Raw genomic sequence first — 13,745 nt, 5'->3', positions numbered from 1 at the left:
TTCGTCATCTCAGCCGCGGATTGAGTTCGTCCCGCAGGAAGTCGCCGAACAGGTTGATGCCGAAGACGAGGAACATGATGAACAGACCGGGGAAGGCAGAGGTCCACCAGATGCCCGAGAACAGGACATCGAAGCCCTCCTTTACGAGCAGGCCGAGCGAAGGCTCGGTGATGGGGACGCCGACACCGAGAAAGCTTAAGGATGCCTCGATCAGGATGAAGGTGCCGACCTGGATCGTGGCAACCACGATGAGCGGCGTCATCACGTTTGGCAGCACGTGGCGCAGGATGATCTCGCCGTTTCCAAGCCCCGCCACCTTTGCCGCCTGAATGTATTCCTTCTGGATTTCGCTCAAGGTCGATCCGCGAACGGTGCGGGCGTAAACCACCCAGCCGACGGCGGTGAGGGCGATGAGAACCATGCCGATGCCGGTTCCGAATGCCGACATCAGGAAAAGCGCAATCAGCATCGAGGGAAACGACAGCTGGATGTCTGCGATGCGCATGATGATGCTATCGACGATCCCCCCGTAGTAACCGGAAATCAGCCCGAGTGCGGTCCCGATCCCACAGGAGAAGATCATGGCGGCGAGGCCGATGAAGGCGGAAATTCGCGCACCGTAGACAATGGATGCAAGGACGTCGCGGCCCTGACCATCTGTCCCGAGCAAGTATCTGACATCCCCGCCCTCGAGCCATACCGGCGGCTTGAAGCTGTCCATCAGTTCCAACTGCGAAACGTCATAGGGGTCCTGGGCGACGAGAAGTGGCCCGAAGGTCGCAAGCAGGGCGAAGAAGACGAGCAGTACGCTTCCGAAGACCGCCGGCAGGTTTCGGCGGTAGTGAAAGAAGAATTCCGAAGAGAAGAACCCGGTCATGCCATCCTCACTTCACGGTAATGCGCGGGTCGATCAGCGTGTAAACGATGTCGACAATGAAATTGATGGCAACGAAGATGAACGCGGTCAGCATCAGGTAGACGACGATGACCGGGCGATCCCCGCGGTAGATGGAATCGATCAGCAGCTTGCCGGTCCCAGGCCATGCGAAGATGGTTTCGGTGATCGTTGCAAAAGCGATGAGGTCCCCGAGCTGCAGGCCGAAGATCGTGACGACCGGAATGAGAGCGTTCTTCAGGCCATGCCTGAACAGGATGTTCTGGCGGGACGCGCCCTTTGCACGGGCAAACCGCATATAGTCCTGACGCATCACCTCCATCATGCCCGCACGGGTCATGCGCAGCATGATGGCAAGGGTGGCCAGCGCCAGTGTCACGGATGGCAGGATGATGTGGGACCAGCCGTCCGCCGTGAAGATGGATATGCGCAGGCCCAAGATTTCCACCGTATCGCCGCGTCCGGAGGAGGGCAGAAGCTGATAGCGGACAGATAAGAAGAAAATCAGCATCATGCCCACCCAGAAGCCTGGGAGGGAAATGCCGAGCAGCGAGCCCGCCATGATGCCGCGAGAAACCGGCTTGTTTGGATTGGCCCCGGCATAGACGCCGAGCGGGACGGCAATCACGGTCGCCAGCATGATTGCTACCAGCACCATTTCGATCGTTGCCGGTAGACGCTCCAGGATGAGGTCCATGGCCGGCTGTCGGAACACATAGGAACGCCCGAAATCGCCCTGCAACATGTTGCCAAGGAAGATGAAATACTGGCTCACCAGGGATCGATCGAGACCCAGGAGACGGCGGGCCTGTTCGATCTCGGCGGTGGTGGAATCAATCGGGATCACCATGAAGACGGGATCGCCGGTAAAGCTCATCATCAGGAAGACGATGACCGATACGCAAAAGAGTACCAGCACCATCTGCAGGAGCCGCTTGATCGTGTAACCCAGCAAGGCAGTGTCCCGTCATGAAGAAGTGAGAAATTCGGGACTGTCCCCTTTCAAGGTCGACAGCCCCGCGCTCGTTCGGGTTGGGGTTATTCCTTGATGTCGATCTCGTAGGCCCAGAGGAACTTGTCCGCACGCGGTGTCATCTCGACATTGGTCTTTGCCGCATAAAGATCCTGCTCGTAGTGGATCGGGATCATCGGGATGTCTTCCATCAGGATCTTGGTGACTTCCTGCAGGTAACCGTCGCGCTCTTCGAGCTTGGAGGTTGCATCAGCCTTGTCGATCAGTTCGTCCACTTTCGGATTGGAATAAGATCCGCGGTTGACCTGACCATAGCCTTCCTTCTTGTCGCGCGAGTAGAACATCACGCTGTACATCGAACCGCCGTCACCAGACGGAACGTCCCAGCCGCTCATGATCATGCTCGACTGCTCGCTGGGTACCCGGATGTAGCCAAAGAAGTTGGACTTCGGCATCAGGTTGAGCTTGAGATCGATCTTGATCTTGCCGAGCATCGAAGCAAGTGCCTGCGCGATCTGCTGGTCATTGACATAGCGATTGTTGGTGGTGTCGAGGGTCACCGTGAAGCCATCGGCATAGCCGGCCTCGGCCATGAGCGCTGCCGCCTTCTCAAGATCCATGGGATACATGTCGCGGAAGCTTGCACCGTCGACATAGCCCGTATGGGAAGCAGGGACATATTGCTCCGACGGCGTCGACAGGCCATTCATGATGATCTTGCTGATCGCATTGACGTCGATCGCGCGAACCATGGCTTCACGGACGCGACGATCCATCATCGGGTTCTTGTCGAGCGCGATGGTAGGGCTCTTCTCACGATGGTCGATCGACACCACGACGTTTAGCAGGCTTGGCTTCGACATGACCTTGTAGCGGTCATCTGCCTTGACGCGGTCGACGTCGCGGACGTTGAGATCCTGGATGACGTCGACTTCGCCGGTCAGCAGGGCTGCCGTACGGGTGGCGCCATTGGTGATCGGGCGGAACGTGACCTCGTCGATCTCAGGCGCGCCGGCGAAATAGTCAGCATTGGCGGCGAGCGTGATATGATCTTCCTTGATCCATTCGACCAGCTTGTAGGGGCCGGTGCCAACAGGCTTCAAATCCACCTGCTCGTCGCCCACTTCCTTCGCATACTTCTCGCTGAGGATCAGGACGGCTGCCAGATCGTTCGGCAGGACTGCGTAGGGCTTGGGAGTCTTGATCTCGACAGTGTAATCATCGACCGCTGTGAAGGAGGCGATGTTGGCGCCAAGATTGGCCATCAGCGACTTCTTCAGCCGGTCCAGGGTGAAGACAACATCGGACGCCTTGAAGTCCTCGCCATTGTGGAACTTGACGCCCTGGCGTAGCTTGAACATCCAGGTCGTGTCATCCTTGAGCTCCCAGCTTTCTGCAAGGCCGGGTCCGAAGGACAGGTCGGCATTGCGGCGGACCAGTGGATCGTAGATGTGGTAGAAGAGGATGTTGCTGGACAACTCCTCGCCTGCCTGGGGGTCGAGATTGACGGCGTCCGACGTCAGGCCGACGGTCAGTTCCTTGGCTTGGACCAGGCCGCCCAAGGCCGTCGAGCTCAGGAGGACGAAAGCGGCAAGTGCCACGATGCGTCCGGATTTCATGCGAAGATTCAGCATTTTTAGTTCCCCTTTTTGGTATGCCGACACGTTTGCATGCGCGTTTTCACCGAAGTACGGATTGCACCTCGATCTGGTAGCCTTCCGGGTCTTCCAGCACGAAGGCTCGAATTCCCAAGGAGACGCTGTCCTTTGGTTCGGTCAGCCCGGTCGCGTTTTGGCTCGAGAGAAAGCGATGCCAGGCATCGACATCTGGAACGCGGATGCAAAGCTGCACGGGCTTGATAGGATTGGCGCGATGCATTCCTCGGGTCTCGTCCACGAGGCCGACATAGGCATGCTCGGCAATCTTCAGGATCTTCGACCACCCCTGATCGATCTCGAGCGGAAATCCCATAACTTCTGTGTAGAAGCCGAATGCACGGGGAAGATCGACGTAATAGAGGAAGGTGATAGCCTTCTCGACTATACCGTCATCGGGCCGGGCGGGGGGCTGTGTCATGTTGTGAGATCCTGCGGAAACCATTTGCTTTCGCCGCGGCGCAGATAGCGTCCGCTGCCGGGCGTATTGAGGACTGCACGGCCGTCATAGGCGAGCCTGCCGGCGTGATAGGTTGCGGCCACCCGGGCGGCGAAGCGCCGTCCGTCGTAAGGGCTCCAGTTGAGGCCATCCTGGGCGCGACTGGCGTCCCAGACATCGTCCCCCTCGGCGAGGATCGTGATGTCAGCATCGGCACCGGGGACGAGGGCACCCTTGCGCGGATAAAGGCCGAAGAAGCGCGCAGGACGTTCGGCGAGATATTCAGCGCAGTAATGAGCTGCATCAACGCCGCGCTCCTTTGCGACGGTGAAGAAGGCAGGCAACAGCGTCTCCATTCCGGGCACGCCGGCACCGGCATCGAAGATGCTATCGGTGAACTTGTTGTCGATCGGCCAACTGGAATGATCTGAGCTGACGAAGGCGATCCGGCCTTCGATCAGTTCCCGCCAGAGCCGATCGATCTGACCGGGCCGAATGGGTGGGTTTACCTTCATCCGCGCGCCGAGCTCTTCACCGTCGCGTTCGGGATCGAACCAGAGATAGTGGACGCAGAGCTCGCCGGTCGCCCTGACACCCTCTTGCACATAATTGTCGACCAGCTTGAAGCCGCGCGGCGTGCTGATGTGCACGATATGTGCGTGCCCACCGGCATTGGCAGCGAGTTCGAGGAAATGCACGGTTGATGCCAGTTCTGCGACTTCGGGCCGGCTCGGCGAGTGAGCGGTAATGCCGTTTCGCCCCTCAGCTCTTGCGCGCGAAACCCGTGAGCGTACGATTTCCTGATCTTCGTTGTGCAATCCAAGCGGCAGATCGGTTGCCGAAAGCGCTTCCAGCAGGTCGAGGGCGAGTGCCGCATCGATCCTCGGAAAACGGGTCGGACTGCTTTCGAAAGCGGAGATCTTGAAGGCGACGACGCCACCAGCGGCAAGCGCTCGCATCTCGTCGACGGATTGCCCTGGCATGACAGTCCCGTAGAGCGCGACATCGCAATGGGCGAAGCGTTCGACGGCTTCGACCTTGGCGTCCAGGTGCTCCCGGGCGCTCAGCGGGGTCGGGTTGTCATAGGGCATGTCGACGATCGTCGTGACCCCGCCGGCAATGGCGGATCGGGTCGTCGGCTCGATCCCCGGGAGGCCGAGATAGCTACCCGCATGCGTTTGTCCATCGATGATGCCCGGCAATACGAAAGCGTCTCCAGCATCGCGAACGGTGGCTGCGGCCGGGGCATCCCCTTCTCCGACTGCGTGGATGAGCGAGCCTGAGATAGCGACCCAGCCATTGGGAATAGTCATCTGGGGCGTGACGATCCGCCCGCGAATGACGAGATCAATGCTCACGACACTCTCCCACGGTAGCCTAGTTCAGCCTGCATGCAGGCAAGGGCGACGCCGGCCTGAACCGGGTCGATGACGGGCAAACCCAGCGCCGTCTGCAAAGCCTCCCGGTAGGTTCCGAGGCCGGCGCAGCCGAGGATGACTGCCTCGGCACCGTCCTCATCACGAAGCACGGAGGAAATGCGTGTGACGGGCATGACCGCGTCCTGTGCGATGAGTTCAGCAACGGTCATGTCGATCGATCGATCGCCTGCGAGCCTGCGATCGAGTTGCAGCGCCTCAAGGTAGCGCCGGTGACGACCAATCGAGGACGGGCCCATCGACACGATGCCGAAGCGCTGTCCAAGGCCGAGCGCCGTCAGATAGGCCGCTTCGGCAATGCCGACGACCGGGACATTCGTGGCAGCTCGCACGGCCGCAATGCCGGGATCTGAGAAGCATGCGATCACGATGGCGTCTGCTCTCGCCGTCTGCACGGCCTCAACCAGCAACGGTACGACTTCGGCCACATGGGCATCCGTCTCGATGCCAGTCGGTGCGCCTTCGAGCTCAGTGCAGTGGATCTCATGGCCATTGCCTTCGAACGGTTTCAGGCACGCCTCCATCGAGCGTGTGACGGCTTTCGAGCTGTTCGGATTGATCACCAGGATCTGCGCCACGGTTCCTCCAAATACGGCTCTCCCGTGCCGTCAAACTGTGATATCTCTTGTGGTATACTACGAAATATCTCATGTCAAAGGCTGGCTGCCTTGCGAAGTCAGAAAAAGTGGAGGAAGACAGAAAGGGGCGTGAAGCCATATGATCCACGAGCGGGTCCGACAGAACCCATCGAGCTTGGAGAGAAGCCGTCTTGCAGAGCCTTAGCGTCGAAAGTGATAACTCGCCGGCCCGGCAGAAGAAAATTTCCTTGACGGAGACCGCATATGTTTCTCTGCGTGCGCGGGTTCTCTCCGGCTCCTTAAGGCCCGGGGCCGAGTTTTCGGAGCTCGAACTGGCAGAGCAGCTTGCCATGAGCAAGACGCCGGTGCGGGAAGCGCTTGGTCGATTGGTGGCGGAAGGCCTGATCGAAGCTTTTCCTAGACGAGGTTACCGGGTCACGCCCGTGACGGTAAAGGACATCAACGATCTCTTTGCTATCCGCGCGATGACCGAGGGCACGGCCGCCGCTATGGCCGCTCTCAATCTATCCGCTGCAGACCTTGATCGGCTCGAAGCTCTGGCGGAGGCTCGCTACGATCCGCAGCAGGGCGAGAGCGTACAGTCTTTCGTCAAGGCTAACCGCGATTTCCACCTTGCGATCGCCGAGGGAGCGAACAATAGCAGGCTGTTGGCGCTGGTCGCTGCGCATCTTGATGAGTGCACGCGTCTCTTCTATCTCGGCGCCGTCAGTCGAGACGTCAATCCGGAAACCAGCGCCGATCATCGGCGTATTGTCGATGTGCTACGTCTGCGGGATCCCGATCTCGCACGAGCCGCTATGGTGGAGCATAGCGAGCACACCCAGAAAGGTATTCTGAGGGCGCTAATTTCGAGCGACACTACTGCTTTGACGCTGTGATATTGGTGGGCGGGGCCGTCCTACTTCCTTAAGGTTGCCTGTTGTCGACACGCTTGCGCTTGCTGGCAGGCCTCAGAGCTTTGTCAGCACATCCTGCAGCAGGGCCTTGGTCGGCGACAGGTCGGCAGCATCTTCGTGAGCTCGGCGTTTTCCTCCTCAAGCTGGCGAAGATGCCTCATCTCCGACTGGATCATGCCCGCATACGTCTTGCGCCAATTGCGGACCGTCACATCGGAAATTTCCGTCTTGTGCGCACTTGCCGGACCTGCGCTTCCGAAAGCTTCGAGCCCTTCATCGAACTCTTCACTTCTTCCCCGCAAGGATCACAAGCGGAATGCCCCGGTTCAAGATGTCTCAGTGTGACGCGGGCGCGTCAGGCGTACTCGTTCGAGGCACAATTCGATTTCGTCTTTCAGCATATCCGCCACAATTCGGCCGATACGGGACAGTGGCTTTCGTGCGTCAATCGCCAAGCCGACCGTCTGGGGTTCCGCCCCCTTGTCACGGACGGGCAGAAAAATGAGCGAACCCTCGGTGATTTCCGGCGCAGCATCCAGCTCCGAGGTGAAGGCAATGTAGCGACCGCTGCACGCCAGCTGTTTGACGAGTTGCAAGGAATTGGTCACCACGGCCTTCTGCGGGTCTGTGAACAGCCAGCCATAACGGGCATCGAGATAGCGGCGGATGAACAATGCCTTGCTCTGGAGGGCAATCGGATAATGAACCGCTTCCTGCAGGCTCGTCGTTTTTCCATTCGCAAGTTCATGCCCCGGGGCGACGACACAGCCCAATGGAAGGTCGGCACTCCAAAGTACGTGAACGTCACGCCGCGGGGAAAGATTGAACGCGGCGATGATGTCGACATCGCCGGCCACCAGTGCCGACAGTGCATTGTCGGGGCTGGCAATCTCGACCTCGAGAGAAATTCGCGGGTGCTCTATCGCAAGCTTCTCGATGAAGAGTGGCAGGAAGCCGTTGGCATGACTGTCCATTGCCGCCAGCCGCACATGCCCTTGGTGGATGCCCTGCAACTGCCGGATATCCGAAGCCGCCTTGCGCTCATCGCTCTTCCAGCGCCGGGCCAAGGCGATCAGCGCATCGCCGGCGGCAGTCAGTCGCATGCCGCGCGGCATGCGTTCAAACAGCTCCACACCCAAATCCGCCTCCAGCAACAGGATCTGCCGATCGATGGCGGATGCCGCAACGTTCAACTCCTTGGCCGCCTTCTGGATTGATCCGGAGCGGGCCACCTGATCCGCATAACGCAAGGACGCTGGCACCAGGGATCCGCGCATAGCCTCACTCTCGCAATCATTCTAATTATTCGAATGGATGATTGCCTATTCTGCGATAGACGGCAACGGGAAATTTACCGATTGTCGGAGCATCGAACAAAGCGCACTGGACCTTCAGGAACAGTCCGACGAGGTGCCTGGATGCGGAGCGTGGACAGAACGATGATGTTTGACACCACTGCGGAGGTCGGCGAGACGACCGACCGGCACGATGCCGGTACACTCTCCAGGCTCACTGAATGGCTCTGGTCGGCGTTTTCATCGACCCGCCACACCGGCATCTTTCTGGTTCTGCCAGCGCTTCTGTTTCTCGCGGTGTGGTTTCTCTGGCCGGTGCTCGTGATGATCTTCTCCAGCTTTTCGGCCCACAGCATCAACGGCACCATGGTGCAGGGGTTTACCCTCGAGAACTATACTCGGCTATTTTCCTCGGATCTGTATTTCCGCATCCTGCTGCGCACCATCCGCATCGCATTGCTGACGAGTGTTTGCGCCGCGATCTTCGCCTACCCGCTCGCCATTGCCATCGCCCGCGGTGGGCCATCACTTGCGAGGCTGGTCACTCTCACCATCCTTGCCCCGCTTCTGGTCAATGTGGTTGTCCGCTCATACGGTTGGCAGGCCATCCTCAACAAGACCGGTGCGCTGGCCTGGTTGTTGAAACTGGTCGGCATCAGCAATCCGCCGGTTCTCCTCTACACCGAATGGGCAGTGCTGATTGCGTGCGTGCATGTCTATCTGCCTTTCATGGTCATGCCGCTGGCCTCGGCGATCGCCCGGATCGACCGGACGGTCGAGGAAGCCGCCCGCGTTGCCGGCGCCACGCGGCTGCGCGTCTTCCTGCGGGTGATCCTGCCGCTCAGCCTTCCGGGACTTGCCGTCGGTGCTTCGCTGGTGTTCTCGCTGAGTTCGGCCGCCTATGTGACACCGCAGGTTCTCGGCGGCAATTTCTCGCCACTGCTCGGCACGCTGATCGAACAGCAGATCCTGACACTCAACGACTGGCCCTTCGGCGCGGCGATATCAACGCTGCTGATTGCCATGGTGCTTGGCGCCAATCTCGTCTTCCTCAAAATCGTCAACCGGCGCTTCGCCCGCTGGACGGAGGCCACACGATGACGGAGACCGTCAGCCCACTCCTGAAGATTGTTGTCGGCATCATCCTGCTGATTGTCGTCGCCCCCCTGATCGTGCCGTTGCTGATGTCGGTTTCCGACACAGCCTACATCGTCTTTCCGCCGCAGGGTTTCACCCTCAAATGGTATGCGGCGGTGCTGACCAATCCGGAAGCACAGGGCAGCTTCCTGTTCTCCCTGGAACTGGCCGCGATCGTCACGATCGTATCGCTGATCCTCGGAATTCCCTGCGCAGTCGGCCTCACCCGTTTCAAGGTGCCGGGGCAAGATATGGTGCTCGGCGTCATCCTGTCGCCGCTCATCGTGCCGCTGATCGTCACCGGTGTCGCACTTCTCCAGTTGTTCTCGATGATGGCTTCGCGTGCCACCATGCTGCAGCTGGTCATCGGCCACACGGTGATCTGCCTGCCCTATGTCATCCGGTCGGTGTCTGCGAGCTTTGTGCTGGTCAACCGCAACCTCGAGGATGCGGCCTCGGTGCTGGGCGCAGCGCCGCATCTCGTTGCCACCAAAGTGATCTGGCCGCAGGTTCGGCCCGGTATTCTGGCCGGCGGCATCTTCTGCTTCATCGTCTCCTTTGACGATTACCCAATCTCGATGTGGCTTGCCGACGGCAACCATTTCCCGATTCCGCTTTACCTCTACACCATCATCGAACGCTCTTTCGATCCGTCGATCGCTGCCATCGCCTCGCTGATGATCATCTTCGCGCTTCTTCTCGTGCTCGTCATCGAGAAGGTTTTCGGGATCAGCCTTGCCCGTTTGGCGAGTTGATCGCGCTCAAGAAAATTCGCTCAACCATAAAAGGGGAAATGATATGACCAATATTTCAAGACGCACATTCGGCAAGTTGGCACTGGGCGCTACCGCCTTGGCAGCCCCCATGGGCTTCGTACGCAATAGCTGGGCCGTGGATAAGGAAATCCAGATCGGCATCTGGGGCGGCTCGCAGGGCGAGTTCGTCAAGAAAGAGATCATTCCGGTCTTCGAGAAGGATTTCGGCTGCCGGGTGATCGCCGAAGAAGGCTTCACCCTTGCAAATGTCGGCAAGATGCGTGCGACCAAGGACAATCCGAAGTTTTCGGTCATGTTCATTGATGACGTTGCCATTCCCATCTGCAAGTCGGAAGGCCTGATCGAGCAGCTTCCGGCGGGCGACATGCCGGCGATGGCCAACCTCTACCCAAAATTCGGGTTCGACGGCTGGGCAACCGCGCTTGCGATCTCCGTCGGCAGCATGTTCCACAACACGTCGGTCACGCCCCCGGACAGCTATGCTGATCTCTGGAAGCCAGAATATGCCGGAAAGCTCAAGCTGGTTAGCCCCAAGAATACCCCATCGGTCTTCTTCTTGATCGTCGCCGCAGCCGTGAAGTCGGGCAAGCCTTTCGCCGAAGCCCAGTACCTGATCGACGACAGCTTCGACAAGGTCGCCGAACTCAAGCCGAATATCATGAACCTGTTCGACAACGGTCCGCAGGCCGCCAACGAAGTGGCACAGGGCCAGGCCGACATCGGTCTTCTTGAGCTGTCGAAATACGTCTATCCGTATACTGCCAAGGGCGCTCCGGTGACCATGAGCTTCCCGAAGGAAGGCAGCTTTGCCGGCAACAATTGCCAGGTTCTGGTCAAGGGTGGTCCCAACAGGGATGTCGCCGTCGCCTTCATGAACCGCATGCTGGAGCAGAAAACCCAAAAGGAATTCAGCGAGTTCGCCCTGACCGCTCCGCCGGTCAGCGGCATCGAATTCTCGCCCGAAACCCTCAAATATCTCGCCTATCCGCTCGCCGAAATGGACAAGCGCGGCCTGTTCACGCCCGACTGGGAATTCATCAATGCCCAGCGCTCAGCCTGGACCGAAAAGATGAACGGCATCTTCGCTGTCTGATCGCCACAAAGAGTGCGGTTGGCCTTGCGGGCCGGCCGCCAACAATCCAAGTCGATGGAGAAGAGCCGATGGACAATCCTGCGATAACCGCAAAAATCGGCGGTGGCAGCGTCAAGCTCAGCGGCATCAGCCGTAGCTATGGTGGAAACCAGGTCGTCAGCGACGTCACACTGGAAGCCCGCAGCGGCGAGATCCTTGCGCTTCTTGGTCCTTCCGGCTGCGGCAAAACCACGACGTTGCGGATGGTCGCCGGCCTCGTCCAGCCAACATCCGGCGACATCTCCATCGACGGCAAGCCGATCACGGATCTTCCAGTCCATCGGCGCAATATCGGCATGCTGTTCCAGAACTATGCGCTTTTCCCGCACATGACCGTGCTTGAAAACGTTGCCTTTGGCCTGTCGATGCGAGGTATTTCCAGAGCGGAGACGGAGCAGAGAGCCAGACAGGCTTTGGCCCTGACCCACCTGACCGGCTTCGAGGGCCGGATGCCGGCGGCCCTTTCCGGTGGTCAGCAGCAGCGGGTCGCGCTTGCCCGCGCGATCGTCTACCGCCCCAAGGTCCTGCTTCTGGACGAACCTTTCGGTGCGCTCGACAAGAAGCTGCGCGAGGCCATGCAGATCGAGTTGCGCCAACTCTGCAACGAGCTCGGGCTGACCACAATCCTCGTCACCCACGACCAGGAGGAGGCGCTGGTCCTTGCAGACCAGATCGCCGTCATGCGGGGCGGCCGTATTGAGCAGGTCGCCTCGGCCCGCGAAATCTACGAGCGTCCGACATCGCATTTCGTCGCAGACTTCATCGGCACATCAAATTTCATGCCCGCAACCATTATCGGCAAGCAGGAAGACAAGACCCTATTGAGAAGCGCTACAGGACAGATATTCGAAAGCCTTCTGCCGAGCGCGCTGGGTGTCGGTCAACAGGCTATCATGGCGGTGCGGCCGGAAAGTATCCGGCTTTCGCCTGTCGAGACATCCGGTGAGACAGTCAATACCGTCAGAGGCCAGGTCATTCGAACTGTCTTCAAGGGGCAGGCGCTTTCCATCTGGCTGGAGATACAAGGCACCGAGTTCATCTGCTCGCTGCCGATCGACAGCCTCGGCGCCAACACGCCTCAGCTGGGCGATGTCTGGACCGCCAGTTGGTCCTCTGAGCGGACGTTGATCGTCCGGGAGCAGTGATCACCAATGACAATGTCGCATTCCCTGCCTGCTCCAGCTATCGGCGTCATACTTCCCTCATCAAATCGCGTCGTCGAGCGGATCACGCAGACGATTATTGCCGACTACCCGGGTCTCGATGCCTGCTTTTCCCGGGTACCCTACGATGGCCATCCGCCGGAGGGCTATGCTCTCGCCCATTTTCGGCAGGCCGCTGACCTGCTCGCCCAGGCCAGGCCCCAAATCATCCTCTGGAATGCAACACGTGGCGCCCTGTTGGGCTTTGAGCCCGATCGACAGTTGTGTCACATGCTCGAGGAGCAGACTGGAATCCCCGCCACGACTACAGCCTTGGCGACCTCCAGCTTTCTCAACCGGCATCACCTCAAGAAAATAGGATTGCTTGCTCAGGGCGATGAGCTGGAAGGCAAGCGGCTCGTGCAGACCTTCGGCGGCGAAGGTATCGAGATCGTCGCGGGCCGCAATCTTGGCATCACAGACAACTTTGAAGCATCGATGGTCTCAAGCGAGACGCTGGACCGTCTTGTGAAGGAACTGGCCAGAGCCCCGCTTGATGCCGTGCTGATCTGGAGCACGAACCTCGCAGGCAGTCGCCTTGCAACTGACCTTTCCAAAACCCTCGGGATTCCGGTTCTGGATTCAACGACCCTCGGAACCCAGGATGCCATTTCACAGGTGCTCTGATTCCCGAAAACTGGAAGGAAAGTGGGTCTTCGGTCACGAAGCCAGATCTTGCGGCTCAGGCTTGCGCGCGACGATATAGGGGTTTTGCGGATGCTTGCCAAAGAGCCGCTCGTCTGTGATCTCGAAACCAGCATCTGTCATCGACTGCCGAAGGTCGGAGATGCTGTGCGGCTTGACCGCAGGAAATAAGCCTACCGACTGCAGCGCACGAAACGGAAGACGAAACTTGAAACTCAGATCGGCGAAACACCAGGTTTTGGAGATGAGCAGGCCGCCAGGTTTCAGGTTGGCGAAGATCTGCGCCAAGGCGGCTGGCTGGTTTTCCACCAGGTGCAGAACGTTGAAGGCACAGATGACGTCGAATGGACCACCGTCATAGGCATTCTCGGCGTCCGCCACCTTGAAGGTCAGGTTGTCTCCCGCTGGCTTGCTCCGAGCGATCCTGATCATCTCGGCGGAGAAATCTGTCGCCGTCCAGTGTGACACGCAGGGCGCCAGCCGGATGGCGGTGCCGCCTGTGCCGCAACCGAGTTCCAAGACGTGGTCTGCGGGTTTGAGGTGCGATGAGACGTCGCCGATCATGGCGTCATAGGCCGCTACGTCTTTGAGCGGGCGTGCAGCATAGCGTTCAGCAATACGGTTCCAGAACTTCTGCTGCTTTGACAACGACATTTCCAAACCTT

Annotated in this window: 15 protein-coding genes; 6 read left to right on the top strand and 9 right to left on the bottom strand. The window is 59.3% G+C overall.

Annotated elements, in window-relative coordinates:
- Window positions 1–4: 4 nt before the first annotated feature.
- The 6 genes from QTL56_RS11335 to QTL56_RS11310 form a co-directional block, all read right to left on the bottom strand.
- On the bottom strand, window positions 5–877 hold the full coding sequence (locus tag QTL56_RS11335; RefSeq protein ID WP_229576216.1) for an ABC transporter permease: 873 nt from the start codon (window positions 875–877) through the stop codon (window positions 5–7).
- A gap of 7 nt (window positions 878–884) precedes the next feature.
- Window positions 885–1,850 (bottom strand): ABC transporter permease, encoded by a 966-nt coding sequence (locus tag QTL56_RS11330; protein ID WP_245135568.1) that lies wholly within the window; start codon window positions 1,848–1,850, stop codon window positions 885–887.
- Between the two features lie 83 nt (window positions 1,851–1,933).
- Window positions 1,934–3,502: an ABC transporter substrate-binding protein gene (locus tag QTL56_RS11325; protein WP_245135570.1), complete on the bottom strand. Its 1,569-nt coding sequence runs from the start codon at window positions 3,500–3,502 to the stop codon at window positions 1,934–1,936.
- Window positions 3,503–3,548: 46 nt separating this feature from the next.
- The gene (locus QTL56_RS11320; RefSeq protein ID WP_245135572.1) at window positions 3,549–3,944 is read right to left on the bottom strand and encodes a VOC family protein; all 396 of its coding nucleotides are present in this window, start codon (window positions 3,942–3,944) and stop codon (window positions 3,549–3,551) included.
- Window positions 3,941–5,320, bottom strand: coding sequence for a dihydroorotase (locus tag QTL56_RS11315; protein ID WP_245135574.1), 1,380 nt, complete (start codon window positions 5,318–5,320; stop codon window positions 3,941–3,943). Before QTL56_RS11315 ends, QTL56_RS11320 begins: the two co-directional genes overlap by 4 nt.
- The gene (locus tag QTL56_RS11310; RefSeq protein WP_245135576.1) at window positions 5,317–5,976 is read right to left on the bottom strand and encodes an aspartate/glutamate racemase family protein; all 660 of its coding nucleotides are present in this window, start codon (window positions 5,974–5,976) and stop codon (window positions 5,317–5,319) included. Before QTL56_RS11310 ends, QTL56_RS11315 begins: the two co-directional genes overlap by 4 nt.
- Window positions 5,977–6,167: 191 nt before the next feature.
- Here QTL56_RS11310 and QTL56_RS11305 point away from each other — a divergent pair, with 191 nt between their 5' ends.
- Entirely contained in the window at window positions 6,168–6,875 is a 708-nt protein-coding gene (locus QTL56_RS11305; RefSeq protein ID WP_289393184.1) for a GntR family transcriptional regulator, read from the top strand.
- An 83-nt stretch (window positions 6,876–6,958) separates the two neighbouring features.
- Here the strand turns inward: QTL56_RS11305 and QTL56_RS20925 are convergent, their stop codons facing one another.
- Both QTL56_RS20925 and QTL56_RS11295 read right to left on the bottom strand, forming a co-directional pair.
- Entirely contained in the window at window positions 6,959–7,069 is a 111-nt protein-coding gene (locus QTL56_RS20925) for a hypothetical protein (RefSeq protein ID WP_370660359.1), read from the bottom strand.
- 150 nt (window positions 7,070–7,219) lie between these two features.
- Window positions 7,220–8,125, bottom strand: coding sequence for a LysR family transcriptional regulator (locus QTL56_RS11295; protein WP_229576209.1), 906 nt, complete (start codon window positions 8,123–8,125; stop codon window positions 7,220–7,222).
- Window positions 8,126–8,332: 207 nt separating this feature from the next.
- On the opposite strand from QTL56_RS11295, the gene QTL56_RS11290 reads away from it, so the two are divergent.
- From QTL56_RS11290 to QTL56_RS11270, 5 genes are all read left to right on the top strand, one after another.
- On the top strand, window positions 8,333–9,289 hold the full coding sequence (locus tag QTL56_RS11290; RefSeq protein ID WP_245135580.1) for an ABC transporter permease: 957 nt from the start codon (window positions 8,333–8,335) through the stop codon (window positions 9,287–9,289).
- On the top strand, window positions 9,286–10,080 hold the full coding sequence (locus QTL56_RS11285) for an ABC transporter permease (RefSeq protein ID WP_229576207.1): 795 nt from the start codon (window positions 9,286–9,288) through the stop codon (window positions 10,078–10,080). Before QTL56_RS11290 ends, QTL56_RS11285 begins: the two co-directional genes overlap by 4 nt.
- A gap of 43 nt (window positions 10,081–10,123) precedes the next feature.
- The gene (locus QTL56_RS11280) at window positions 10,124–11,194 is read left to right on the top strand and encodes an extracellular solute-binding protein (RefSeq protein WP_245135582.1); all 1,071 of its coding nucleotides are present in this window, start codon (window positions 10,124–10,126) and stop codon (window positions 11,192–11,194) included.
- A 68-nt stretch (window positions 11,195–11,262) separates the two neighbouring features.
- Window positions 11,263–12,378: an ABC transporter ATP-binding protein gene (locus QTL56_RS11275; protein ID WP_245135583.1), complete on the top strand. Its 1,116-nt coding sequence runs from the start codon at window positions 11,263–11,265 to the stop codon at window positions 12,376–12,378.
- A gap of 6 nt (window positions 12,379–12,384) precedes the next feature.
- A complete protein-coding gene (locus tag QTL56_RS11270) occupies window positions 12,385–13,062 on the top strand; it encodes a maleate cis-trans isomerase family protein (RefSeq protein WP_245135586.1) in 678 nt (225 codons plus the stop codon).
- A 33-nt stretch (window positions 13,063–13,095) separates the two neighbouring features.
- Here QTL56_RS11270 and QTL56_RS11265 read toward each other — a convergent pair whose 3' ends face one another.
- Window positions 13,096–13,734: a class I SAM-dependent methyltransferase gene (locus QTL56_RS11265; protein ID WP_245135588.1), complete on the bottom strand. Its 639-nt coding sequence runs from the start codon at window positions 13,732–13,734 to the stop codon at window positions 13,096–13,098.
- Between the last annotated feature and the right edge of the window lie 11 nt (window positions 13,735–13,745).

Origin of the sequence: Peteryoungia algae (genome assembly GCF_030369675.1) — a bacterium.
Lineage (GTDB): Bacteria > Pseudomonadota > Alphaproteobacteria > Rhizobiales > Rhizobiaceae > Allorhizobium > Allorhizobium algae.
The sequence above is the reverse complement of the archived record's forward strand: the minus strand, read 5'-3'. Positions and strand labels throughout refer to the sequence as shown.